This window comes from Demequina sp. NBRC 110056 (assembly GCF_002090155.1).
Classification (GTDB): Bacteria; Actinomycetota; Actinomycetes; order Actinomycetales; family Demequinaceae; genus Demequina.
In genome coordinates this window covers 35,675-57,641 of the sequence record NZ_BBRM01000003.1, presented here as the reverse complement: position 1 = coordinate 57,641, position 21,967 = coordinate 35,675, and the positions used below count along the sequence as shown (strand labels likewise).

The 21,967-nt window shown below is 72.4% G+C and carries 20 protein-coding genes and 3 tRNA genes; 6 read left to right on the top strand and 17 right to left on the bottom strand.

Going from position 1 to position 21,967, the window contains the following annotated elements:
- Positions 1 to 17 precede the first annotated feature (17 nt).
- The 6 genes from B7K25_RS04690 to B7K25_RS04665 form a co-directional block, all read right to left on the bottom strand.
- Positions 18 to 374 carry a YciI family protein gene (locus B7K25_RS04690; RefSeq protein WP_084104572.1) on the bottom strand — a complete coding sequence of 119 codons (357 nt, stop codon included), beginning with the start codon at positions 372 to 374 and terminating at the stop codon, positions 18 to 20.
- A 97-nt stretch (positions 375 to 471) separates the two neighbouring features.
- Positions 472 to 1,137 (bottom strand): TrmH family RNA methyltransferase, encoded by a 666-nt coding sequence (locus B7K25_RS04685; protein WP_084104571.1) that lies wholly within the window; start codon positions 1,135 to 1,137, stop codon positions 472 to 474.
- 48 nt (positions 1,138 to 1,185) lie between these two features.
- A complete protein-coding gene (locus B7K25_RS04680; RefSeq protein WP_234988081.1) occupies positions 1,186 to 1,749 on the bottom strand; it encodes a LemA family protein in 564 nt (187 codons plus the stop codon).
- Between the two features lie 55 nt (positions 1,750 to 1,804).
- On the bottom strand, positions 1,805 to 2,902 hold the full coding sequence (locus B7K25_RS04675) for a hypothetical protein (protein WP_084104570.1): 1,098 nt from the start codon (positions 2,900 to 2,902) through the stop codon (positions 1,805 to 1,807).
- 46 nt (positions 2,903 to 2,948) lie between these two features.
- Positions 2,949 to 3,509 (bottom strand): orotate phosphoribosyltransferase, encoded by a 561-nt coding sequence (pyrE, locus tag B7K25_RS04670; RefSeq protein ID WP_371328282.1) that lies wholly within the window; start codon positions 3,507 to 3,509, stop codon positions 2,949 to 2,951.
- Between the two features lie 170 nt (positions 3,510 to 3,679).
- Positions 3,680 to 4,429: an SDR family oxidoreductase gene (locus B7K25_RS04665; protein WP_084104568.1), complete on the bottom strand. Its 750-nt coding sequence runs from the start codon at positions 4,427 to 4,429 to the stop codon at positions 3,680 to 3,682.
- A gap of 195 nt (positions 4,430 to 4,624) precedes the next feature.
- Here B7K25_RS04665 and B7K25_RS04660 point away from each other — a divergent pair, with 195 nt between their 5' ends.
- Positions 4,625 to 5,416: an exodeoxyribonuclease III gene (locus B7K25_RS04660; RefSeq protein ID WP_084104567.1), complete on the top strand. Its 792-nt coding sequence runs from the start codon at positions 4,625 to 4,627 to the stop codon at positions 5,414 to 5,416.
- Positions 5,413 to 6,132, top strand: a complete 720-nt coding sequence (locus B7K25_RS04655) for a septum formation family protein (RefSeq protein ID WP_084104566.1) — start codon at positions 5,413 to 5,415, stop codon at positions 6,130 to 6,132. Before B7K25_RS04660 ends, B7K25_RS04655 begins: the two co-directional genes overlap by 4 nt.
- Before the next feature lie 4 nt (positions 6,133 to 6,136).
- Here B7K25_RS04655 and B7K25_RS04650 read toward each other — a convergent pair whose 3' ends face one another.
- On the bottom strand, positions 6,137 to 6,559 hold the full coding sequence (locus tag B7K25_RS04650) for a hypothetical protein (RefSeq protein WP_144018848.1): 423 nt from the start codon (positions 6,557 to 6,559) through the stop codon (positions 6,137 to 6,139).
- A 391-nt stretch (positions 6,560 to 6,950) separates the two neighbouring features.
- Here B7K25_RS04650 and B7K25_RS04645 point away from each other — a divergent pair, with 391 nt between their 5' ends.
- Genes B7K25_RS04645 through B7K25_RS04635 form a run of 3 tightly spaced genes read left to right on the top strand, consistent with a single transcriptional unit; the run spans position 6,951 to position 9,798 of the window.
- The gene (locus B7K25_RS04645) at positions 6,951 to 7,580 is read left to right on the top strand and encodes a response regulator transcription factor (RefSeq protein WP_144018847.1); all 630 of its coding nucleotides are present in this window, start codon (positions 6,951 to 6,953) and stop codon (positions 7,578 to 7,580) included.
- The gene (locus tag B7K25_RS04640; protein WP_084104563.1) at positions 7,577 to 8,752 is read left to right on the top strand and encodes a sensor histidine kinase; all 1,176 of its coding nucleotides are present in this window, start codon (positions 7,577 to 7,579) and stop codon (positions 8,750 to 8,752) included. The genes B7K25_RS04645 and B7K25_RS04640 overlap by 4 nt, the downstream gene beginning before the upstream one ends.
- The gene (locus B7K25_RS04635) at positions 8,749 to 9,798 is read left to right on the top strand and encodes a hypothetical protein (RefSeq protein ID WP_084104562.1); all 1,050 of its coding nucleotides are present in this window, start codon (positions 8,749 to 8,751) and stop codon (positions 9,796 to 9,798) included. The genes B7K25_RS04640 and B7K25_RS04635 overlap by 4 nt, the downstream gene beginning before the upstream one ends.
- On the opposite strand, the gene B7K25_RS04630 is transcribed toward B7K25_RS04635, so the two are convergent.
- The 10 genes from B7K25_RS04630 to B7K25_RS04585 form a co-directional block, all read right to left on the bottom strand.
- The gene (locus B7K25_RS04630) at positions 9,795 to 10,187 is read right to left on the bottom strand and encodes an SHOCT domain-containing protein (protein ID WP_234988080.1); all 393 of its coding nucleotides are present in this window, start codon (positions 10,185 to 10,187) and stop codon (positions 9,795 to 9,797) included. The genes B7K25_RS04635 and B7K25_RS04630 overlap by 4 nt on opposite strands.
- A gap of 111 nt (positions 10,188 to 10,298) precedes the next feature.
- Positions 10,299 to 12,908, bottom strand: coding sequence for a DUF5979 domain-containing protein (locus tag B7K25_RS04625; RefSeq protein ID WP_084104561.1), 2,610 nt, complete (start codon positions 12,906 to 12,908; stop codon positions 10,299 to 10,301).
- Between the two features lie 244 nt (positions 12,909 to 13,152).
- Positions 13,153 to 13,225, bottom strand: a tRNA-Arg gene (locus B7K25_RS04620).
- 69 nt (positions 13,226 to 13,294) lie between these two features.
- Positions 13,295 to 13,384: transfer RNA gene (locus tag B7K25_RS04615), tRNA-Ser, on the bottom strand.
- A gap of 59 nt (positions 13,385 to 13,443) precedes the next feature.
- A tRNA-Ser gene (locus tag B7K25_RS04610) sits at positions 13,444 to 13,531 on the bottom strand.
- Positions 13,532 to 13,589: 58 nt separating this feature from the next.
- The gene (locus B7K25_RS04605) at positions 13,590 to 14,021 is read right to left on the bottom strand and encodes a hypothetical protein (RefSeq protein WP_084104560.1); all 432 of its coding nucleotides are present in this window, start codon (positions 14,019 to 14,021) and stop codon (positions 13,590 to 13,592) included.
- A 67-nt stretch (positions 14,022 to 14,088) separates the two neighbouring features.
- A complete protein-coding gene (locus B7K25_RS04600) occupies positions 14,089 to 14,691 on the bottom strand; it encodes an ATP/GTP-binding protein (protein WP_084104559.1) in 603 nt (200 codons plus the stop codon).
- On the bottom strand, positions 14,672 to 15,067 hold the full coding sequence (locus tag B7K25_RS04595; RefSeq protein WP_200807849.1) for a DUF742 domain-containing protein: 396 nt from the start codon (positions 15,065 to 15,067) through the stop codon (positions 14,672 to 14,674). Before B7K25_RS04595 ends, B7K25_RS04600 begins: the two co-directional genes overlap by 20 nt.
- A gap of 12 nt (positions 15,068 to 15,079) precedes the next feature.
- Entirely contained in the window at positions 15,080 to 15,520 is a 441-nt protein-coding gene (locus tag B7K25_RS04590) for a roadblock/LC7 domain-containing protein (RefSeq protein ID WP_084038955.1), read from the bottom strand.
- Positions 15,521 to 15,593: 73 nt separating this feature from the next.
- A complete protein-coding gene (locus tag B7K25_RS04585; RefSeq protein WP_084104558.1) occupies positions 15,594 to 20,711 on the bottom strand; it encodes an ATP-binding protein in 5,118 nt (1,705 codons plus the stop codon).
- 174 nt (positions 20,712 to 20,885) lie between these two features.
- Here B7K25_RS04585 and B7K25_RS04580 point away from each other — a divergent pair, with 174 nt between their 5' ends.
- Positions 20,886 to 21,851 (top strand): NAD(P)H-quinone oxidoreductase, encoded by a 966-nt coding sequence (locus B7K25_RS04580; protein ID WP_234988079.1) that lies wholly within the window; start codon positions 20,886 to 20,888, stop codon positions 21,849 to 21,851.
- The last annotated feature ends 116 nt before the right edge of the window (positions 21,852 to 21,967 follow it).

The window sequence follows — 21,967 nt, the reverse complement described above, 5'->3', positions numbered from 1 at the left end:
GACGCGCCTTCCGCGGCTCAGTAGCCGTCGGTCGGGAAGATCGGGCGCACCTCGACGGCCCCGGTGCCGATTGGCACCTTCTTGGCCCATGCCAAGGCATCGTCGAGGGTGTCGACGTCGAGGACGTAGTAGCCGCCCAGGTGCTCCTTGAGCTCGGCGAAGGGCCCGTCGACGATGGACGTGGATCCCTCGGCGTGACGCACGGTCGTGGCGGTCTCGTGGCCCTGGAGGGCCTCTCCGCCCTGGTAGACGCCGGCCTCGACCAGCTCCTGGGTGTACGAGCCCCACGCTCCCATGTAGGCGTCGAAGTCGTCGTCGCCAGGAGCGGGCGACGGGATGGCGGGGTCCGAGGCGAGAATCAGCAGGTACTTCATGGCAGTTCCTCCGTGTCTGAGAGAGCCGGGCCTGTCCCGAGTCTCACCCCTACGACGCAGCGTCGGCAACAGATCGACACCGCTTCGCGAGAAACTTCTACGAGTGCCCACTCGCGATGTCGGCGTGCTGGCGCACCCACTGGTGCATCGCGATGGCCGCCGCGGCCCCCGCATTGATGGATCGGGTCGAGCCGTACTGCGCGATCGCGAGCGTCGCGTCGGCGGCGTCGCGCACGGCGTCGGTCAGCCCCACCGACTCCTGGCCGAACACGAGGACGCACGCCCGCGGCAGCTCGGCAGTCTCGAGGGGGACCGAGCCGGGCAGGTTGTCGATGCCGATCACCGCGAGCCCCTCGCCGTGGGCCCACGCCACGAACTCCTCGACCGTGGGGTGATGCCGCACGTGCTGGTAGCGATCGGTGACCATCGCGCCGCGCCGGTTCCAACGGCGGCGCCCCACGATGTGCACCTCGCGAGCCGCGAAGGCGTTCGCAGTGCGGACCACGGAGCCGATGTTGAGGTCGTGCTGCCAGTTCTCGATGGCGACGTGGAACGGATGGCGCCGCTCGTCCAGGTCCGCGACGATCGCCTCGTGCCGCCAGTAGCGGTAGCGGTCGACGACGTTGCGGCGGTCGCCTTCGCGCAGCAGATCCGGGTCGAGCCGGGGGTCGTCCGGCCAGGCATCCTCGCCGCCCGGCCACGGGCCGACGCCGTGCTCGGGCACGTGCTCCGCGCCCTCAGCCCCGCTCGTGGTGTCGCTCACCGCGCCAGGCTAGCCCCCGCATCGGCGCTGCGGCGCCGGCCCGGAAGCCTAGAAGGTGACGGTGGGCGCCTCGCGCGTCTCGGGGTCGACCACCTCGAAGTAGTCCTCGCGACCGATGCCCATGGTCGACGCGACGAGGGTGGTCGGAAAGGTCTCGACCTTCGTGTTGAGGGCGCGCACGTTGGCGTTGTAGAACCGGCGGCCGGCGGCGACGCGGTCCTCGGTGTTCGTGAGCTCCGCCTGGAGCTGGCCGAAGTTCTGATTCGCCTTGAGGTCGGGGTACGCCTCGGCGACCGCGAACAGGCGGCCGAGCGCCTGCGTGAGCACGTTCTCCTGCTCGGCCTGCTGCGTGCGCGACGAGCCGGGCTCCGCCGCCGTGTTGCGCGCCGCCGTGACGTCCTCGAGCGTCTGACGCTCGTGGGCCGCGTAGCCCTTGACCGTCTCGACGAGGTTGGGGATGAGGTCGTGGCGGCGCTGCAGCTCGACGTCGACCTGGCGCCACGACTCCTCGACCAGATTGCGTAGCTTGATGAGCGCGTTGTACTGGACGATCGCCCAGATGATGACGACGACGATCAGCGCGCCGAGCACTGCGATGAAGACATCGATCACGGTGTCCACCCTCCCGTTCACCGGTACGTGCCGACCCTAGCGCGCCCGCGCGCGTTCACCCGCGAGGCAGCTGCCGCCAGTCCTCGATGCCGTCGCCGTCGGCATCCACGCCGACCCCCGTGTACCGACCCGTCGTGAGGGCCCCTGACTCGGTCGCCCAGGCCGGACCGGCGAGAGGGGGCTGGCCCTCCCGAGCCGCGAGCGCATCGGCGCTGTGCCCGCTCCCTCCACCGACCGCCGCGCCGCCGCGGCCCGGGCCGCCGCCGGCCTCGACGGGCATCGGCGTGTAGCCGGCCTGCGCGGCGAGGTCGGTCGGGCGGCGCGAGGTGAGCGCGCCGGGCTCGGTGGCCCACGAGGGCGCGCCGTCGGAGATCCCCTCGGTGACGCCGTGGCCGCGCTCGCGGTACTCGCGCAGCACGTGCGGCGGGATGCGCCGGGCGATGCCCGCGACGAGGCCGAGGCTCTTGGCGAGAGCGTCGACCCCCTGGCGGCCCGGCGTCCACGTGTAGACGGCGCCGCCCTCGATGCGGATGGCCGCGCCCCACGCGTCCGGCGAGAGCAGCCGCTCGATCATGCGGGGATCGAGCACCGCGTGGGCGTAGCGAGCGTCGTCGGCGATGACGCGCCAGCGGGCGTTGAACTCGTGCGACTCGACGTCGACGTCGCGGCCACCGAGACGCTTGGCGACCTGCGCCCCGAGCGTCTCCGGGACGATGTCGAGCCGCGGCAGCGCCACCGGCAGCTCCGCGAGCGTGACCTGATGCGCGACCGGGATCCGCACCTCGCCGTCGCGGTTCGAGCTCTCCTCGTAGACGTGGGTGAAGCTCGCGCAACGCACGCCCGAGAAGTCGCCCCGCACCACCGACTCCTGGCGCCGCTGGATGCCCTCCGCGAACGGGTACGCGCGGAACCTGCCGCCGTACTCGTGGCTGCTCGCCAGGTAGTCCCAGCCGTGCTCCGCGGCGAAGGTCGCGTAGGCGTCGCGCTGGCGCGCCGCACGCACGCCGTCCGCGATGGCCCACGCCATCCCCGTCGCGATCGCGACGACGCCGATGATCGCGACCCAGCCGCTGCTGGCGCCGAGCACGACCGCAGCGAGTCCTACGGCGATGGCCGCGAAGGCCGCCCACCGACCCCTCGTCTGGCGCAGCATGGCGCCACCCTACTCGCGGGGGTGGCCGGCGTGAAGGACGGTGTGACTAGGCCAGGCCGAGGTCGTCAAGCCCGAACAGCGACAGGTACGGCAGGCCCTCGGCCTCGATCTTCTCGCGCGCGCCGGTGTCGCGGTCGACGATGACCGCGACGGCGGCGACCGTGGCGCCCGCCTCGCGGATCGCCTCGACGGCCGTCAGCACGGAGCCGCCCGTGGTCGAGGTGTCCTCGACGGCGACCACGGTCCGGCCGGCGATGTCCGGACCCTCGATGCGGCGCTGCAGGCCGTGCGCCTTGCTCTCCTTGCGGACCACGAACGCGTCGAGGTCGAGGCCGCGGCTCGCGGCGGCGTGCATGAGGCTCGTCGCGACCGGGTCGGCTCCGAGGGTGAGGCCGCCCACCGCGTCGACGTCGGCGGGGCCGTAGCCCGACACCTCGAGGTGGTCGAGCAGCACGTGGCCCACGAGCGGAGCGGCGCGGTGGTGCAGGGTGATGCGGCGCAGGTCGACGTAGTAGTCGGCCTCCTTGCCGGAGGCGAGGGTGATGCGGCCGTGCACGACGGCCAGCTCCTTGATCAGATCGCGCAGCTGCTCACGGGGGGTGCTCATGGGCGAGATCCTACCGACGCGGGTCCGTCCGCCCCTCCCCATCTTGCTGGAGGAAGGCTTTCTGCGCGCTTCGCCATCGGGCGGCGTCCTGGAGGACCGATATCCCACCTCGCACGCGAGACAATCGGATCAGCTTTCTCGAGCGTGCGAAGAGGCGGGACCGAGCCGTGTCAGCGCGAGCGCCGCGTCAGGGAGCGGGGCGCCAGCCGCATGAGGCTGCCGCTGGCCGCGTACCGCACCGACGGGGTGACCGTCACGGCCTTGCGCCGCACGGCCGCGAGCGCGGACTCCACGACCTGCTCGGGCTCGAGCCACGCGAAGTCGGGGTAGTCGTGGCGCATGTGCTCGAGGTCGGGGCCGTCGTGGAAGTGCGTGCGCACGAGGCCAGGTAGCACGGCCGTGGCGCTCACTCCGGTGCCCTTGAGCTGGCCCGCGAGGGCCTGCGTGAACTCGACGACCCAGCGCTTGTGGGCGGCGTACGTCGTGTTCGACAGGTGGGCGGCGATCGACGCGACGTTGAGGATCGCGCCGTGGCCGCGCGCGGTCATCGCCTTCGCGGCCGCCTGCGACAGGCACAGCGGGGCGGTGACCAGCACTGCCAACGCGTCCCGCTCCTCCTCCCACGTCGTCTCCAGCACGCCCTTGCCCAGCCCGTAGCCGGCGTTGTTGACCAGCAGGCTCACGGGTCGGTCGGGGTCCGACACCCGCGCCTCGACCGCCGCGAGCCCCTCGGGCTGGGCGAGGTCTGCCTCGAGCACCTCGGCCTCGACGCCCGCGGCGCCGCGGATCGTGTGGGCGAGCTCGGAGAGTGCGTCACCGCTGCGGGACACGAGCACGACGTCGTGGCGGGCGGTCGCGAGCTGCCACGCGAACTCCTCGCCCAGGCCTCGGCTCGCTCCGGTGATGAGTGCGGTCGCCATGGCCCCAGCGTACGTGGAGCGATCAGACGCTCGGACCCCGCGGGCGCATCGACCCGGCTCCGCCCCGCCCCGCCCCGCCCCGCCCCGCCCCGCCCCGCCCCGAGATGAAAGTGGGCCCACGTTCGTGCGGAAGGCGCCGTTCGCGATGACAGTGGACCCACTTTCGTCGACGCTGGCGGCGGGTAGCGTGGGGCCATGCGTCTTGCCACCTGGAACGTGAACTCCGTCCGTGCCCGCTGCGACCGCGTGGTCGACTGGCTGCAGCGCTCAGACACCGACGTGCTGGCGATGCAGGAGATCAAGTGCAAGCCCGAGCAGTTCCCGCGCGAGCCGTTCGAGGCGGCGGGCTACGAGCTGGCGATCCACGGCCTCAACCAGTGGAACGGCGTCGCGATCGCGTCGCGCGTGGGACTCGCCGACGTCGAGACCTCCTTCCCCGCGCAGCCGGCCTTCGGCAAGCCCGGCCAGGACCCCGTCGTCGAGGCGCGCGCGCTGGGGGCGACCGCCGGCGGCGTGCGCGTGTGGAGCCTGTACGTGCCGAACGGGCGCGGCCTGGCGGACCCGCACTACGCCTACAAGCTCGAGTTCCTGCGGACCCTCCGCGAGGCGGCCGCGACGTGGGCCGATGCGCCCACCGCGCTCGTGGGCGACTTCAACGTCGCGCCGTTGCCCACGGACATCTGGTCCGAGGAGGACTCCGAAGCCGAGACGCACGTCACGCCGGAGGCTCGCGCGGCGTTCCACGCCTTCGCGGACGCCGGCTACACCGAGCTGTCCCGCCAGTTCATCCCCGACGAGCGCCGGTACACCTTCTGGGACTACAAGCAGCTGCGGTTCCCCAAGAACGAGGGCATGCGGATCGACTTCGCCTACGCCTCCCCGGCGCTGGCCGCGGCGACCACCGGCGTGACCATCGAGCGCGACGAGCGCAAGGGCAAGGGCGCCTCGGACCACGTGCCCGTCGTCCTGGAGATCGGCGCGCTGTGAGCGACTCGTTCGCCGCTCCCGGAGGGTTCACCCCTCCCGGCGGCGAGCCGCGCGACGACGGGTCGCGCGCGAGTGCCGACGCGACCCCGGCGACCCAGCCAGGCGGCGCCACCCCCGCCCCGTCCCGAGGCGAGCGTGCCGGCGCGACCCAGCCCGCGCATCGGCCCGCCGGCGGGCGCGACACGACCACCGCGCGCAAGGCCGGCCCGGCCATGGCGATCGCGGCATGGACAGGCATCGCCGCGGGCGTCGCGCTGCTCATCGGCATCTCGTGGTCCGTCGCCCTGGACTGGCAGGGCGCGTCGCTCGAGCCGGCGGACCCGGGTGCGACGGGCGACCTGGCGGCGACGGCCCTGGTGCCCGGCATGTGCCTCGAGACCGTGGGCGACGACGGCGCCGTCGGGACCGCGACGGTGGTCGACTGCGCGAGCGCGCACGAGGCGGAGGTGATCTCCGAGGTCACGTTCCCCGAGGCGCGCTTCCCCGGCGACGAGGCGGTGGCCGAGCGCTCGCTCGAGGCCTGCGCCACCCGGATGGACGGCGTGGGGCCGGCCGGGTCGACGTGGACCGCGTGGGTGCCGACCGCGGATTCGTGGCAGCGGGACGACAAGCGTGCGCTGTGCATCCTCGTGCTGGACGCTCCCACGGAGGGCCGCGTGGGACCCGACGCGGGCGGCTCGACGGGCAAGGATCCCGTCGACGGTCAGGACGTCTGAGGGCTCACGCCACCGAGACGGACGGGCCCGCCGATGCCGGCCCCTGCATTCCGGCGGCGCGAGTCGAGCGAGCGGCGATGGCCGCGTTGATCTCGGCGTCCCCGTGCGTGGACAGCCACTCGAGGACGGCGAGGGGCGTCGCCGGGTTGGCGGCGACGATGGGCCGCAGGTGCTCGTGGCGCCACGCGATCTGCGCGAGCTCGTGCGCGGACGACTGGGGGCTCGCGGCGCGGGCGCGGAGGGCCCGGCCGGCGGCGGTCTCGATCTCGCCGGAGACCTGCGTCGACGAGCGGCGCACGACGGGTGCCTGACGGGGCGTCGCGGCCGCCCTCGAGGCGTCGCGCGCGATGACCACCAGCACGATGACCGGCACGACCGGCGCCGCCCACAGGAGCGGCGGGTAGAGGACGTCCTCGATCCTCGCCAAGAGTGCGGCTGCCCCGGTGAATGCGATAGCGCCGATGGCAAACGCCGCTCGCGACACGGGGGTGAGTTCCACCCTCGGGAGGAAAGAGGATGCCACGACTACCAGGAACAGGAGGCCAGTGATGACTAGGACGAACTCCTCCGCCGACCAGTGCATCGCCCATCCCCTTCCGGGCTGTGTGGCAAGGGGGGCGAACCCCGCCTCAACCTCGTCTCCGAGACTGCCACCGACGCGGGGACCGCGGTATCCCCACTTGTGGGGGGTGAAGGTGAACTTTTCGCGTCCGGTCACGGCACAGGGCCGATGCGCGCTCGCCTGCCCGGTTCGGGCACCTCACGCCTGGTAGAGCGCTAGGGTGGCGACCAGGTCAGGTCAACGGAGAGGGGGCGCGGTGGAGGCGCATCGCATCGCGCTCGTCGAGGACCACGCGCTGGTCGCGAGGGGCTTCGAGACGCTCGTCGCCAGCGCCCCCGACATCGACCTCGTCGCGACCGTCGGCACGGTCCACGAGCTCACGACCCTCGACCCGGCGCCCCAGCTCGTCGTGCTGGACCTGCGCCTCGCCGACGGCTCCGACCCCGCCGCGAACGTCGCCGCGATCCACCGCCTCGGCGCGTACGTCCTCATCCACACCGGTGCCGAGGATCGCGCGCTCGTCCAGTCCGCCGCGCGCTCGGGTGCCCTCGGCCTGGTGCGCAAGTCGTCGGACCCAGACGAGCTGCTCGATGCGATCCGCACGGCCGTGCGCGGGGACGCCGTCTTCAACGCCGACTGGGCGGCGGCCATCGACGCCGACGCGGCGCTCGCGGATGCGCGCCTGTCCGACCGCGAGGCCGAGGTGCTCAGCATGTACGCGTCGGGCGAGACGGCGGCGTCCGTCGCCTCCGCCCTCGGCATCTCCCGAGCGACGGTCGCCGACTACGTCAAGGCCATCCGGCGCAAGTACGAGGCGGTGGGGCGGGCCGCGGCGTCGCGCGTGGACCTGTACCGCCGCGCGGTCGAGGACGGCATCCTCGAGTGAGCACGCTGTCGGTCGAGTCCGCCCGGGATCGGCTCCAGCGCGCGCTCTACACAGCGTCCGGCATCGGCGCGGTCGTGTTCGGCGCGCTCCTGCTCACGGGCTCGAGCGGCATCCTCGCCCAGCGCGCCTCGCTCGAGCCTTGGTACTGGTGGGCGAGCGTGGTGGTCGCGCTGCTGATGCCGATGTCGCTGCTGCTCATGGCCCCCTTCGGGGCGCTGCGCGCGGCCACTGCGACGGCACGCATCGCCGTGATCGGGTTCCTCACCCTGCAGGTCCTGTGGATGCCAGGCATGAGCGTCGAGCAGCTGCCCACGGGGACCACGCCGTGGATCCAGGGGGTGACGGCGCTGTGCTGCACCCTTGCCGGCATCACCTGGCGGTCGCGCTGGGTGTGGCTCGCGCCGGTCCTGCAGGGCCCGCTCGTCGCCGGCGTCCAGATCGCCGCTTCGGACACCGCCGTCATCGACGCCGTGCTGGACGGTGTGGGAGCCGTGCTGTTCTGCTCGATCCTCGCAGCGATCGCGCAGGCGGTCCTCAAGGCCGGCGAGGCCCAAGACGACGCCGCACGCCGAGCCCGTGAGGCGGCGATGGCGGCCGCCTCCACCGCGACGCGGGAGCGCGAGCTCGCCCGCATCAACGCCATCGTGCACGACGACATCATGTCGGTGCTGCTCGCCGCTGACCGCGCGAGCGACGACCCGACCGTGCCGGAGCGCGCGACGGAAGCGCTCGACGTCATCCGATCGCTGACCGCCCCGGACGCGGCGCGGCGCGACTACGCGCCCGACGAGCTCGCGGCCGTGCTGCGGTCGACCGCGACGGACGTGCGCGAGGAGGTGGTCGTGAACGCGGCCGCCACAGGCTCCGGGGAGATCCCCGCCGCGGTCGCGGCCGCGGTCGCCGAGGCGCTGAGCGAGGCGCTGCGCAACGTGGAGCGCCACGCCGGCGCCGAGGCGCGCGTCACGGTCGACGCCCAGCTCACCCCCGATCGTGTCCGGGTGGTCGTCGCCGACGACGGGCGCGGGTTCGACCCGCGGCAGGTCGGCCAGACCCGCCTCGGGATCCGCACGTCGATCGTGGGCAAGCTCGCGTCCGTCGACGGGGGACGCGCCGACGTCGACTCCGCTCCCGGCGCCGGGACCCGCGTGACCCTCAGCTGGAGCGCGCCGTGACGGCCCCCGCCTCCCGAGTCAGGCCGCCCGAGGCCGACGTCTCGTCGCTGCTGTACCTCGGCTCCCGGCCCGCCCTGGCGCTCGTCATCCTGTTCATCGCGGCGAACGCGATCTTCACCTTCGCGACCATCGACGTCCTCATCCAGCCGTGGCAGTCGTACCTCGCGATGGTGCTCGTCAGCGGCGCCGGCGTGCTCCTCGCCCGCGCGCACCCCGATCCGTTCCCCCGGGCCGACACCTACGCGGTGCTTGCGGTGGTGGTCGTGTCGACCGCGCTCGTCGCCACCAACCTCAGCGACGTCGACGACCTGGGCCGTGCGACCTGGCACCTCGGATCCAACACGTGGCTGCTGTTCTTCCTCGCCTTGCGCCGACGGGCCTCCATGGCGTGGGTCGGCATGGCGCTCATGGCTGCGATCACGATCGCGTGGGCGGATCTCAGCGGACGCGGGCTGCTCGCCGGCGTGCTGATGCTGAACACCCACCTGGGCATCCTGCTCGTGGGCACCCTCTTCGCGCTCGCGCTGCGGCGCACGGGCCGGCGCATCGGCTCCCTCGAGCGCCGGTCCCTCGCCGCCGCGGCCGACCAGGCGGAGGCCTCAGCCGCCGAGGAGATCCGCAGGACTCGGTCCGCCGAGCTCGCCAAGCTCGCGGTGCCGCTGCTCGATCGCATCGCGGCAGGTGCGCCGTTCAGCGCCGACGAGCGTGCGCGCTTCCGCCTCGCCGAGGCTCGGCTCCGCGACGGCGTGCGCGGCAGGGCGCTGATGCTGCCCGAGGTCGCCCAGGCTGCGTCGGGCGCGCGGTCCCGCGGCGTGGCCGTCACGATCCTCGATGACCGTGGCACCCTTCCCGCCGAGGGGGACGCGACCGAGCGGCTCATCGCCGCGTGCGTGGGGGCGCTCGAGAATGCGGCCTCGGGAACCGTCACCATACGACTCGTGCCCGCCGGGCGGAGCACCGCGCTGACGATCGTCGCCACCGAGGGTGACGAAGTCCGCCGCACGACGCTCGCGCCCGACGGGCACGAGGTGACGGTGAGCGACTAGCTGAGGGCCTTGGCCTTGAGCGCGTCGTACTCCTCCTGGGTGATGGTGCCCGCGTCGAGCAGCTCCTTGGCTGCCTTGATCTGGCCGGCAGCACCGCCGACCTCCTCGACCACGCCGCGGGTGTACTCGCGCTGGGCGTCGCGGATGGCCGCTGCGTCCTGCGCGTCGCGGGAGGCCATTCCCTTGCCGCGAGCGAAGAGGTAGATCAGCGCGCCGAGAGCCGGCAGCAGGATCACGAGGATGAGCCAGCCGGTCTTGCCCCAGCCGCTCAGCTCCGAGTCACGGAAGATGTCGAGGATGATGCGGATGACCACCACGAAGAACGCGATGACGATCATGAACCACAGCGTCCAGAGCAGGATGCTGAAGAAGTTGGCGAAGAAGTCCACGGGTGTTGCTCCTTAGAAGTAGTGCTGTCCCGATGCACAGGGGACTACACGCACACTAGCGCGTCGCGCGCCCCTCGACGTTGGGGAACGCGCGACGCACGAGGCTGAGCCTCAGCTCTCCCGGACGCGGCGGCGGCGACCCGCGACCGCGAGCACTCCTCCTACCGCGACGAGCCCGGCCGCTGCCGCGCCCCATGCGAGGGAGTCGGCGCCGGTGTGCGACAGGTGCGTCCGGCCGGCAACCGGGTGGTGCGGGGTCGGAGCCTGCGTAGCCGGGTGCTGAGCCGTCGGGTGCTGGACCGTCGGCTGCGGCGCGCGAGGTGTCGAGTGGGCGACGGTCGTGGTCGTGACCTTGCCGGGCACCATCGGAGGCACGGCCACCGGGGTCGGCGTGGGCACCTGGCCCGGCACCTGGTGCGGAGCGTTCAACACCTGCGGCACCATCGGCGGCACAGCCACCGGAGTCGGCGTCGGCACCTGGCCCGGCACCTGGTGCGGAGCGTTCAACACCTGCGGCACCATCGGCGGCACAGCCACCGGAGTCGGCGTCGGCACCAGCCCCGGCACCTGGTGCGGAGCGTTCAACACCTGCGGCACCATCGGCGGCACAGCCACCGGAGTCGGCGTCGGCACCAGCCCCGGCACCTGGTGCGGTGCATTCAGCACCTGCGGCACCATCGGCGGCACAGCCACCGGAGTCGGCGTTGGCACCTGGTGAGGCGCCTGGTGGGGCGCGAGCACCGGTGCGAGGGGCGGCACGGCGGCCGTCGGGTTCTCGAGCCGCACCTCGACCGTTCCCTTGCCTCCGGAGACGGTCGCCGACCGAGCGCCGGCAGCGTTCACGCCGTGGCCGGTGTAGACGGGAGCCGTGAACACCACACCATCGACGTCGTTGGCGGCCTCGGTGAGCGTCACGGTCTGACCTTCGGGGATGCGGGCCAGCGTCGCGCTCGAGCCATCGTGGACGTGCAGCACGCCGTTCTTCGCGTCGGCACCTGAGCCGTAGCTCCACGTCACGTCGAAGGGGGTGTCGCCCACCTGGGCCTCGCCGGGACCCGTGACGTCCTTGGTGACGTGCAGCGCCCACAGAGCGACACCCGTCGCGGCGCCACCGGCGCTCGCGGTGTAGGTGACGTCCTTGGTGGTGGTGACCGAGCCGATGTCGACCGTGTTCGAGTACGCCTCACCGGAGAAGGCGTCGCGGGGGTAGGCCGTCGTGTAGGTCAGCACGTACTGCCCTCCGTCGACGCGGCAGGTCTGGTCGGTGACGCTGACCTCGAGCAGCTGGCTCGACGGGTCCGAGCCGGACGCGGTCCACGCCGAGCCCGACAGGTGCTGGGTGCGGCCGAGGACGCGGCACTGGAGGGACACCGAGTCGGGGTCCAGAGTGAGGCGGTCCGAGTAGTGGTCCGAGATCACGGCCTCGCCGGAGCCGAGAGAGGCGGCATCGGCGACGACCGTCCAGGATGCCCGGCGGTTGGCGTTGTCGCCCTTGACCGACTTGGACAGCGCCGCCGGGGGGTTCCAGGTGGCGTGCGCCGTCGCCCGGTGCGCGCCGGGGACGACCGCCACGTTGCCGTAGGTGGCGCGGCCGGTCGCAGTGGCGGGGATCTGCGTCGAGTAGTCGAGAACGTACGTGCCGTCGCAGCTGGAGTCGGTGATCGACACCGTGACGCCGTCGGCACGCTCCGTCACGGCGTAGCCGCGGGCGGCGACGGCCGAGGTGTGGCCGGAGGGCTGGGCCTTGCACGTGAGCTTGGCGTCTCCGGTCAGCGACAGCGGGGTGCTGCCGCTCCAGGTGTCGGTGACGGTGAGCGGGCCGTGGCTCGGGCGGGCTGCCGTCGGCACTGTGACCTCCCAGTCGATGCGGCGACGCGTGGAGTCGACCCGGCGCGAGCGCTTGGTCGGCTGAGCTGCCGGGTGGTAGGCGTGGGTGGCGCCGGTGTGAGGCTGCGTCGGCGTCGGCTGCTGGACCGTGAGGTCGATGCGGTGGGTCGCGCCGCCAGCCTCGACGAGGTCCACGTGGGAGGCGCCGTCGGTGTAGTGCGCCGTCACCTTGAACCACAGGGTGCCGTGCACGTCCTGGTGGTGAGCGACGTAGTCGCCGGCCGTGCACTCGATGCCGCCGCGCGTGACCTCGCAGTCACCGACCGGCTGCCCGGCGGTGTCGAGCAGCGGGAAGGGCGCGATGGGCGCCGCGACGAGCTCCGCGGGGAGCGAGAGTCCGAAGGTGCTGCCGGGCGCCGTGCCGGCGGGCAGCGCCCATCCGGCGTCGATGCGCAGCTGCTTGCCGTCCGCGACGTCGCTGACGCTTGCGTGGACGTTCGACAGAGCGTCGATCGCGGTGGGCGCGGCCGGAGCGGGCGCCGGGTCGGGAGCGGTGCCGGCCGGCTGGTCGTCCTCGACGACGGCCGCGGCAGGTGCGGGCGCAGACGAGTCGCTGGCGTCGGCCGCCGGCTGGGCGGTCGGCGCGACGGAGGGTGCTGCCGCCGGCTCGGCGGTCGCGACCGCTACGGGCTCCTGCGCGCCGGGCTCGGGAGCGGGTGCCGAGGAGACGGGCTCAGAACCCGCACCCACCGACTCCGCGGCGGAGGCGGGAAGCGCCGCGAGCCCGAAGGCCAGGAGCGCGATCGCGGCGAGGGCGACGACGGCGATGATGCGGGCGACGATCGCGACGGCCAGGCCGGCCGTGCCGCGCGTGACGCGTGCAAGTGCATTCATAGGGACCACTTCCTCAGAGTTGGGCCGGAGCAGTCCTCGAGGGGGGTCGTGGTGAAGGTCGCCATCGGGCGACGGGCGGGGACTCGTGGGGCCCCGGCTTGTCATGTCGTTGTGACGTAACTCACAGTGTCACGTTCACGTGGGGAAGGCTCGGGCCCTTGGTCCCTATTTTCGCGACTCTCGCAACAAATATGGCCGGGGACAGACGAAAAGCCCCGTCACCATCGGCGACGGGGCTTGGAAGCGCGCCCTGAGGGATTCGAACCCCCAACCTTCTGATCCGTAGTCAGATGCTCTATCCGTTGAGCTAAGGGCGCACGGCCCGTGAGGGCCGAGTCACGAGTATACAGGCTTCGCGACATGCGTCGCGACGGGCCCGATCCCGGTGGCGGAGACGGTGGGATTCGAACCCACGGATGGGTAACCCCATCACATCCTTAGCAGGGATGCACTTTCGGCCGCTCAGTCACGTCTCCCGAATGCCACCACAGGGTACCGGTCACGGGCCGCGCGGAGCAAAACTGAGCCGCCGGAGCGGAGAGTGCGGGATTCGAACCCGCGGAGACGGGTTACGCCTCAACAGTTTTCAAGACTGTCACCTTCGGCCGCTCGGTCAACTCTCCTCGGCGACCCGGGGGTCGCCAGCGACCATTGTGCCAGGCCCTGTGAGCGCATCGGCCCTCAGGTGGGGCGTCCGCCCCCATGCCAGCCCGGCTCGAGGCCGGGCGTGATGACGGTGAGTCCGTAGAGCTCGGCGGCCTGCGCGAGCTCCGCGTCGTACGTCGCGATCGTGTCGATCGCCGGGTGCGCGACGGCGGCCCCCAGATGGAGCGCGGCGAAGGGCTTGAGGACCGCAGCCGCGTGGGTCGAGACCGACACGTTCTGGTCGGAGAAGCGGATCATCGCGATCTTCGCGCGGACCTGATCCACCACGTCGTAGGCGAGCGACTTCTGCTCGCGGGGCATGAGCTCCGCCGCCTGGCGCAGCTCCGTGACGCCCAGCTGCGTCATCGCGACCTGGTCGATGCGCGGCACCACCCAGGAGTTCCAGTCGTCGAAGTGCTTCACGCCGGGCAGGAAGCGGCACAGCGCGGAGCCGTCGACGTAGATCACGGACACCAGGGTAGTCGGGCGGCGAGCCGATGCGCACGCCCCATTGCGCGCGCACCGGCCGTCTTGTTCAGCCCTTCCGGAGCTGCTTCATCGCGAGCTGGACGACCGCGATGAGGGCCTGCTTGGTGGCCGCCTTCTCACGGGCGTCCGTGTACATGACGGGGACCTCGGGCGGGATGCCCAGGGCCTCGCGGACATCCTCGAGAGTGTGGCGGGCGACGCCGTCGAAGCAGTTGACGCACACGACGAACGGGACGCCGCGGCCCTCGAAGTAGTCGACGGCCGGGAAGCACTGGTCGAGACGCTCGGTGTCGACCAGCACGACCGCGCCGATGGCGCCGCGCACCAGGTCGTCCCACATGAACAGGAAGCGGTCCTGCCCCGGCGTGCCGAACAGGTACAGCCACAGCGAGCCCGGAAGCGCGATGCGTCCGAAGTCCATGGCGACCGTGGTGGTGGTCTTGCGGTCGGTCACACCGCCCGCGTCGTCGATGCCGATCGACTTCTCGGTCATCGCCGCCTCGGTGTTGAGGGGGTCGATGTCCGAGATCGAGCCGATGAACGTGGTCTTGCCCACCGCGAATCCGCCCGCGATCACGATCTTGACGACGGTGGGGGCAGTGGGGGCGGCGGTCGTCACGACCGCCGCGTCAGAGGGCTGCGATGCCATCGAGGACACTCTCCAGGAGACTCAGGGAAATGCCGCCGGACTCGTCGTGCGTGGACGTGTCGTCGGCCGTTCCGCCGGTGTGAATCGTCAGGTGATTTTCTTCAGCAAGATCCGTCACCAGCACGCGGACCACACCGAGCGGGAGCCGGGTGTGGGCCGAGAGCTCGGCGACGGATTGATATTGACCTGTAGCAAGCTGCAGGATCTTCTTCTTCTCCGGGGTGAGCCCCTTCAAAGCCTGGGTGTCGGAGCGCGACTCGACCAACGCCTCCATGGGGAGGTCCTTGCTCGCGGCGCTCACGCGGCCGCCCGTCACGGCGTAGGGGCGGACCGTGTAGGTCTCCTCCTCGCCGTGCGGCGTCAACGCGTCGGTCATGGTCGCATCCCCTTACGAGCGCAGCAGGCCGTCGGTGGGAAGGTTCTGACGCATCTCGGTGATGAGCTGCGGCGTGAGGGCGTTCTCGGTGCGCGACACGAGCAGCGTCATCTCGTAGCCGACGAGGCCGACGTCGCAGGTCGAGTCCGCGGCCACGGCCAGCACGGAGCCGTTCGACACGCTCATGAGGAACAGGAACAGCTCGTCCATCTCGATGATCGACTGACGGACCTCGCCGGCGCCCAGCTGGCGGGCGGCGCCGCGCGTGAGGCTCGCCATGCCGGAGACGACCGCGGCAAGCGTGTCCCCACCCGTGCGGTCGAGGTTCTTCGACATCGCCATGAGCAGACCGTCGGCGCTGACCACCAGGGTGTGGCGGGTGCCGGGCACGGTCTGAACGAAGTTGTCGAGAAGCCATCCGAAGTTGGTGGCCTCAGTGCTGAGCTCGGTCACAGCTCCTCCTTGCTGGTCGCGCTCCCTCGGTGGAGCGAGTTCTGGTTGGTGGGGATGGTAGTCGGTCGGTGTGTCACGATTCGTTCGCCTCCACAGGCTCACCCTGGCGCTGGAAGGTCGCGACATCGTCCTTCGCGCGCTGGGTGCCGGAGTAGAACGAGCTGAAGCGGTTGCGCACCGCGTCCGCGTCGCGCTCCGCCGGAGCGATCTCGACGGACTCCTCGATGGGCTTGACCTCGACGGGCGCCGCGTTCGACGGGCGACGACGCTGCAGGCCAGCGCGGGTCTTCTCCACCTTCGGGCGCTCCGAAGCGAGCGAGCTGAGCTCCGAGAAGACCGCGGACATGTCCTCGCCGCCGCCGGCATCCGGCTGGATGACCGGCTGGTAGCTGGTCGCGACCTCGGGCTCCGCCGCCTGCAGCGCGCTCGCACCGGCAGCCTCCCAGCCCTCGGGCTTGGCCAGCTGCTCCGGCGTGTAGGCGCCCGGCTGGGCTCCGGCCGTCTCCTGGTAAGGGCTCCAGTCGCTTTCCGCGGCCGGGAAGTCCTCCGCGACGGGCTGCGCCTGGGACTCCGGCGCGAACGACGTCGGAGCGGACGGCGCCGCGGGCGCCTCGGCGACGGGCTGCGCCTGCGGCTCTGGGGCGAAGGAGGTCGGGGCCGACAGCCACGGCGCCTGAGGCTCCTCCACCGGGGCGGACGGTGCCTCGTTCACCGGCTCGCTCGCGGGCTCGGCGATCGGCTCCGGCGAGAAGCCGGTGGGCGCCGATGCGGGCTCGGGGGCGGACTGGGGAAGCGGCTCCGGGGTGAAGCCCGTCGTGCTCGGCGCGGACGGCGCGCTCGGGTACAGGCTCGGTGCCGACGGAGCGGCTCCCAGCGTGGGCGACGGCGCGCTCGGCGCGGGCTCGTTGGCCGCCACGGGCTCGAACGTCGGTGTCGACGGCTGCGAGGGTGCGCTCGAGCGGGTCGCGGCCGTCGCCGCGGCTCCGGCGGCGACTCCCGCAACTGCGGCTCCGGCTGCCTTCTTGTTGCCGCGTCCGAAGAGGCGGGCGAAGAAGCCGGGACGCTGCTCTGTGTCCTCGTCGACGGCGCTCTGGATGAGGTCGTCGAGGCTCGGGCTGGTGGTCGCGGGTGCCGCGTCGGCCGGCTGAGCCGATGCGGGGTTCGCGACCTCGCCGTACGCGGGCGCCGGGGCGGCGAAGCCCACGGGCGGGTCGTCGGCGATGGCCTGCGGCTCCGGGGCGCTCACGGCCGCAGGGCCTTCGAACGCCGGGGTCTCAACCGCCGGGGCCTCAGGCGCCTCCGCCTCGTATGCCGGTGCCTCGTACGCAGGTGCCTCGGGCGCGGTCGGCTCCTGGGCCGACGTCGCCCACGGCGCGGGCGCCGCGTCGTCGGCCTGTGCCGCGGTGAAGGGCTCAGGGCTCGACGCCGCGAACGGCGCGGGCGAGACCGCTGAGGGCGCCTCGGGCGCGGACTGCTCCCACGCGAGGGCCTCGGGCGCGGACGGCGCCGCGTCGAAGGCAGGCTCAGGGGCCGAGGGCACGCCGGGGCCGGCGTACTCGTCCTCGTCGAGCGACACCTGGTCGACGCCGCCGAGCACGGGCTCGGGAGCGCTCGCAGGCTCGGGAGCGGACACGGAGTCCGTCACGGGCTCGTCGTCGGCCTCGAGGCTCGGGATCACCATCGGCGCACCCGAGTCGGCCGCGAGCGTGGGCTCGTAGGCGTCGGCGCTGGTGACCGACGGCTCGTCCGCATCCTCGTTCTCGAGCGACGGTGTCGAGGCGGGCTCGGGCGCAGACGCGCTCGTCGCCGCGACGGCGGCGGCCGCAGCCCCAGCACCCGCGAGCTTAGGCATGCGGAACGTGGGCAGGTCGTCGTCATCGTCGGCGGCCACGTCGGACTCTGCGGCCTCGGCCGACTCGTCGTATGACTCGTCCACGGGGGCGGCAGAGGCAGCCGATGCGGGCTCGGGTGCCACCTCGTTGTCGCCGTCGAGGACGACGGCCTCGGGCGCGCTCGCCACGCTCGGTGACGACACCGCGGAGGTGACGTCCGACGCCTCGTCGGCGGGCGCATCGGCCCCACGCGATCCGAAGAACGCTGCAGCACCGAACGCGGCGGCGCCAGCGGCCGCGGCACCAGCCGCGGCACCGAAGCCGTCACCCTCCGGGCTCGAGGCGGTCTCGGGCGCGGAGGACTCGGCGACCGGGGCCGCGTCGTCGGGCTCGAGCGCGGGGATCGACAGCTCGGGCTCGTCGTCCTGGTGCGCGGCGGCGAGCGCGGCGGCGTCGAGGCCGCCGCGGCGCGCGGCGTGACCCAGCGACTCGCCCTCGGGGTCCACCGCCGCGTCCTCCTCGGTGGACTTGCGCGACCGGAAGCCGCGGAACATCGACGCGCGCTCCTCGGCGGACTGCGGGGCCACCTCGGACGGCGACACGGTCGGCATGAAGCCTCCCGCCTGCTCGGCCTCGAGGGCGGACAGCTGCTCGTCGGTGGCGCGGGCCGGCAGGCCCACGATCGACTGCTGCTCGCGCTCGGCGTCCGCCGGTGCGGGCGCCTCGCGGCGGCGGCGCGTCGGCAGACCAGCCTCGGTGGTGCCCTCGGTGAGGTCCGCGAGGTTGGTCTGCTCGCCTGCCGGCGCATCGGCCGCGTCGGCGGCGATGAGCGCCTCGATCGAGTTCGGGTCCTGCGCTGGCGTGGCCTCGGCGGGGGCGCCGGCGGCGGCGCCGCGGCCCGCGAGCAGGCTCGCGCCCTCCTCGATCACGGTGGGCGTGTAGGCCGGCGCCGCGTTGGCACGCGACGGCAGGTCCGTGATCTCCTCCCGCGCGTCGTGGCTGACCAGCGCCGCCGGAGCGTGCGTGGTCTCGTCCACGGCGGTCGACGAGACGTGCGCCTCGGGAGCGTGGTCCTCTGCCGCGAACAGCGACGGCGGCATGGTGATCGTCGCGACCGTGCCCTTGTTCTCCTGCGACGCGATCGAGACGCGTGCGCCGACGCGGCGGGCAATGCGGCCGACCACGAACAGGCCCAGGCGCTGGGCGCCGAGGATCTCGGATGCGGCGGTCGACGCGACACGGTTGTTGGCCTCGACGAGCTCCGACTCGGACATGCCGATGCCGGAGTCCTCGATCTCGACGACGTAGTTGCCGTCGACCTCGCTCGTGCGCACCACGACCTGCGTGCCCGGGTCGGAGAACACGGTCGCGTTCTCCAGCAGCTCCGCGAACAGGTGCGCGGCGGTGAGCGCCGAGTGGCCGAGCATCGACGGGTCGGCGTCGAGCTCAAGCTGCACGCGCTCGTACAGCTCGATCTCCGACGACGCGGTGCGGATCACGTCGGACAGCGGCATGGGGCGACGCAGGCGGCGACCGGTGTCGATGCCCGCGAGCACCAGCAGGGACTCCGAGTTACGACGCATTCGCGTCGCGAGGTGGTCGAGCGCGAACAGACGCGTCAGCGTGTCCGGGTCGTCCTCGGTGCGCTCCATCTCGTCGATGGACTTGAGCTGGCGGTTCAGCAGCACCTGGTCGCGACGGGCGACGTTGACGAACATCTCCGAGATCGAGCCACGCAGCGCGGCCTGCTCGGCCGCGATCGACAGGGTTGCCGCGTTGACGCCGTTGAACGCCTCCGCGAGCGTGCCGATCTCGTCCTGCGACTCCACGGTGATCTGCACCTCGGAGACGTCGACCTGCTCGCCGGGCATCGCGACGCGCTCCACCAGTCGCGGCAGCTCCTGACGCACCGCGGTAGCGGTCGTGGTCAGGCGTCGCAGCGGGTTGATGATGCGGCGGGCGATGACGAGCGCGATGAGGATCGAGCCGGCGACGACGAGGATCGCGACGATGCCGGTGGCGATCGCGCGGAACAGCGCGTTCTGAGCGTCCTCGGCCACGAGCGCCTCGACCTCGTCCCAGCGCGCCTCGCGCAGCGGGTCGTAGACCGCGAGCTCCTCGTCCACCTGGGTGGCCCACTGGGAGTCGCGCTCGCCGACGAGGTCGGTGTCGGTGCCGCGCAGGATGGACGAGCGGACGGACTCGTAGGAGACCTGGTCCAGCCCGGAGTCGAAGCCCACGGAGGCGCCGTAGTCAGGCACGGGCTCGGCGCCGGCGATGGACGCCGACGAGGCCTGCGCGTCCTCGAGGCTGATGTCGGTACGGGCGACGAGGTTGCGGGCCTGGGTCGACTCACCGACGAGGAAGGTTCCGGCGCGGATGAGGCGCTCGAACTGCACCTTCTCGTACTCCATGTTCTCGATCAGGATGTCGAGGTCACCGTAGGCCTGGAGGTTCGCGACGACGTCGCGCTGGGGGATGGCGACGGCGATGTCGTCGGCCGCGCCCACGATGGTCGTGAGGATCGTGCGGTAGAAGCCCGCGTAGGTCGCGACGTTGCCGGCGCCGGCCTTCACGCCGGCGCGCACCTCGCCGAGGCTCGCGATGGCAGCCTCGCCCTGGCCCAGCGCGGACACCGCCTGGGCGTTGTCCTCGTTGTCCTGGAGCTCCTCCGTCGAGCCGAGCATCGCGGCGATGGACGCGTCCACCGCGGCGGACGAGCTCTCGATCGCGTCGATGTACTCCTGCGGCTCCGTGAACAGCGTCGTCGCGGTGTCGGACTCGAAGGAGATGCGGAAGTCGAGAGTGTTGAAGGAGCCGCCGGTGTCGGCCGGCGCCTGCGCGCGCACCGCGGCGAGCGCCTCGCGGGCGGCGGTGTAGCCGTTCTGCATCGCGGTGACGTCCTCGGCAGCGGGGAACTGGACCCAGCCGCCCTCCTCGGTGGGCGGGCCGAGCGCGAGCGCGCGCTGGTCCACGAACAGCGGGTCCTCCGCGCCGGTCACGCCGAGCGCAGCATACGTGGCCGCTACCAGGTCGTTCGCGTCGTCGGCGCCGGAGGCCTGGAGGTCGGCGACCAGGGTGGCGAGCGCCTCGTCGGTGGCGACGCGTCCCTGCACCAGCTTCGACGAGGAGTCCTGGATGACGTTGACGTAGGTGACGGAGCTGTAGCGCTCGTCCTGCAGGTCCGACTCGAGCGTGCGCGCCGTGTCGAGGGTCTCGACGAGCTTCTCGGCGTTGCGCGCGGTGGAGAGGTCCTGGGCAGCACCGAAGGTGATGAAGACCGCCGCGAGCACCAGCACCAGGATGGGCACTGCGACCACGGCGAGGATCTTCCCTCGAATTCCAAGCCTCTGGAGCATCTACTCTCTCCTCACAAGCCATGTGCTGGGCGGACCGGATACCTTCCAGCCGCGCGACCATGCATCTGGACCCCAGCGTTATCGGCACCTTCGCCGAGAACCTGAACCACGCGGCTCTGTGGACTGAGACGCTATACCGTGGCGGCGATGACGGGAACAAAAGGCGGTCCAGGTGTGATCATCTCCACTTTGCGAAGTTTTGGTGGACCCGAGGTGCTCGACCTCGCGGAGGTCCCCGCGCCGGTGCCCGCCCCGCACGAGATCGTGATCTCGGTGCGCGCGGCCGGAGTCAACCGCGCGGACGTCCTCCAGCGCGAGGGCCACTACCCCCCGCCGCCGGGTGCGCCCGAGTGGCCCGGGCTTGAGGTCGCGGGCGAGGTCGCCGCCGTCGGCGAGGCCGTGTCCCGGTGGCAGGAGGGCGACGCGGTGTGCGCGCTGCTGGCCGGCGGCGGCTACGCCCAGGGCGTGGCCGTGCACGAGGACCTCGTGCTGCCGATGCCCTCAGGCCTCACCTGGGAGGAGGGCGGCGGCATCGTCGAGGCCGCCTGCACCGTGTGGTCCACCCTGCAGGCGGCCGATGCGCGGGCCGGGGAGACGCTTCTCGTCGAGGGCGGCTCGGGCGGGGTCGGTCATCTCGCGATCCAGATCGCCCGGGCCCACGGGATGCGGGTGTTGGCGACCGCACGGGGGCCGGAGCGCGCCGCACGCTGCGCCGACCTCGGCGCGACGGGCGTCGACCACTCCGCCGGCGACGTCGTCGACCGCGTCCGGGACGCCGGCGGCGCCGACGTGATCCTCGACGTGCTGGGCGCTGCCGCGCTGGCCGACCACCTGAGCATGCTGCGCCCCGACGGACGCCTCGCCGTCATCGGGCTGCAGCGGGGAGCGCGCGGCGAGCTCGACCTCGGCCGGCTGCTCTCGCTGCGCGCACGCGTGATCGGCACGACGCTGCGCGCCCGGCCTCACGAGCAGAAGGCCGCGATCATCCGTGCGGTCGAGCGCGACGTGTGGCCGCACGTCCCTGACGCGGTGCGGCCCGTGATCCACGCGGCGTATCCCCTCGCCGAGGCGAGCGAGGCGCACCGAGCCCTCGAGGGAGGCGACGTGTTCGGCAAGGTGGTGCTGACGCCACCAGGGTGACGAGCGCATCGGCGCTGCGAACCCCCTCTTGCGCGAGTTGGGCCCTTCTCGTTCATCTATGGCCGTTGCACTCACGACCTGAGACCGCCGCGCTAGATGAGCGAGAAGGGCCCAAC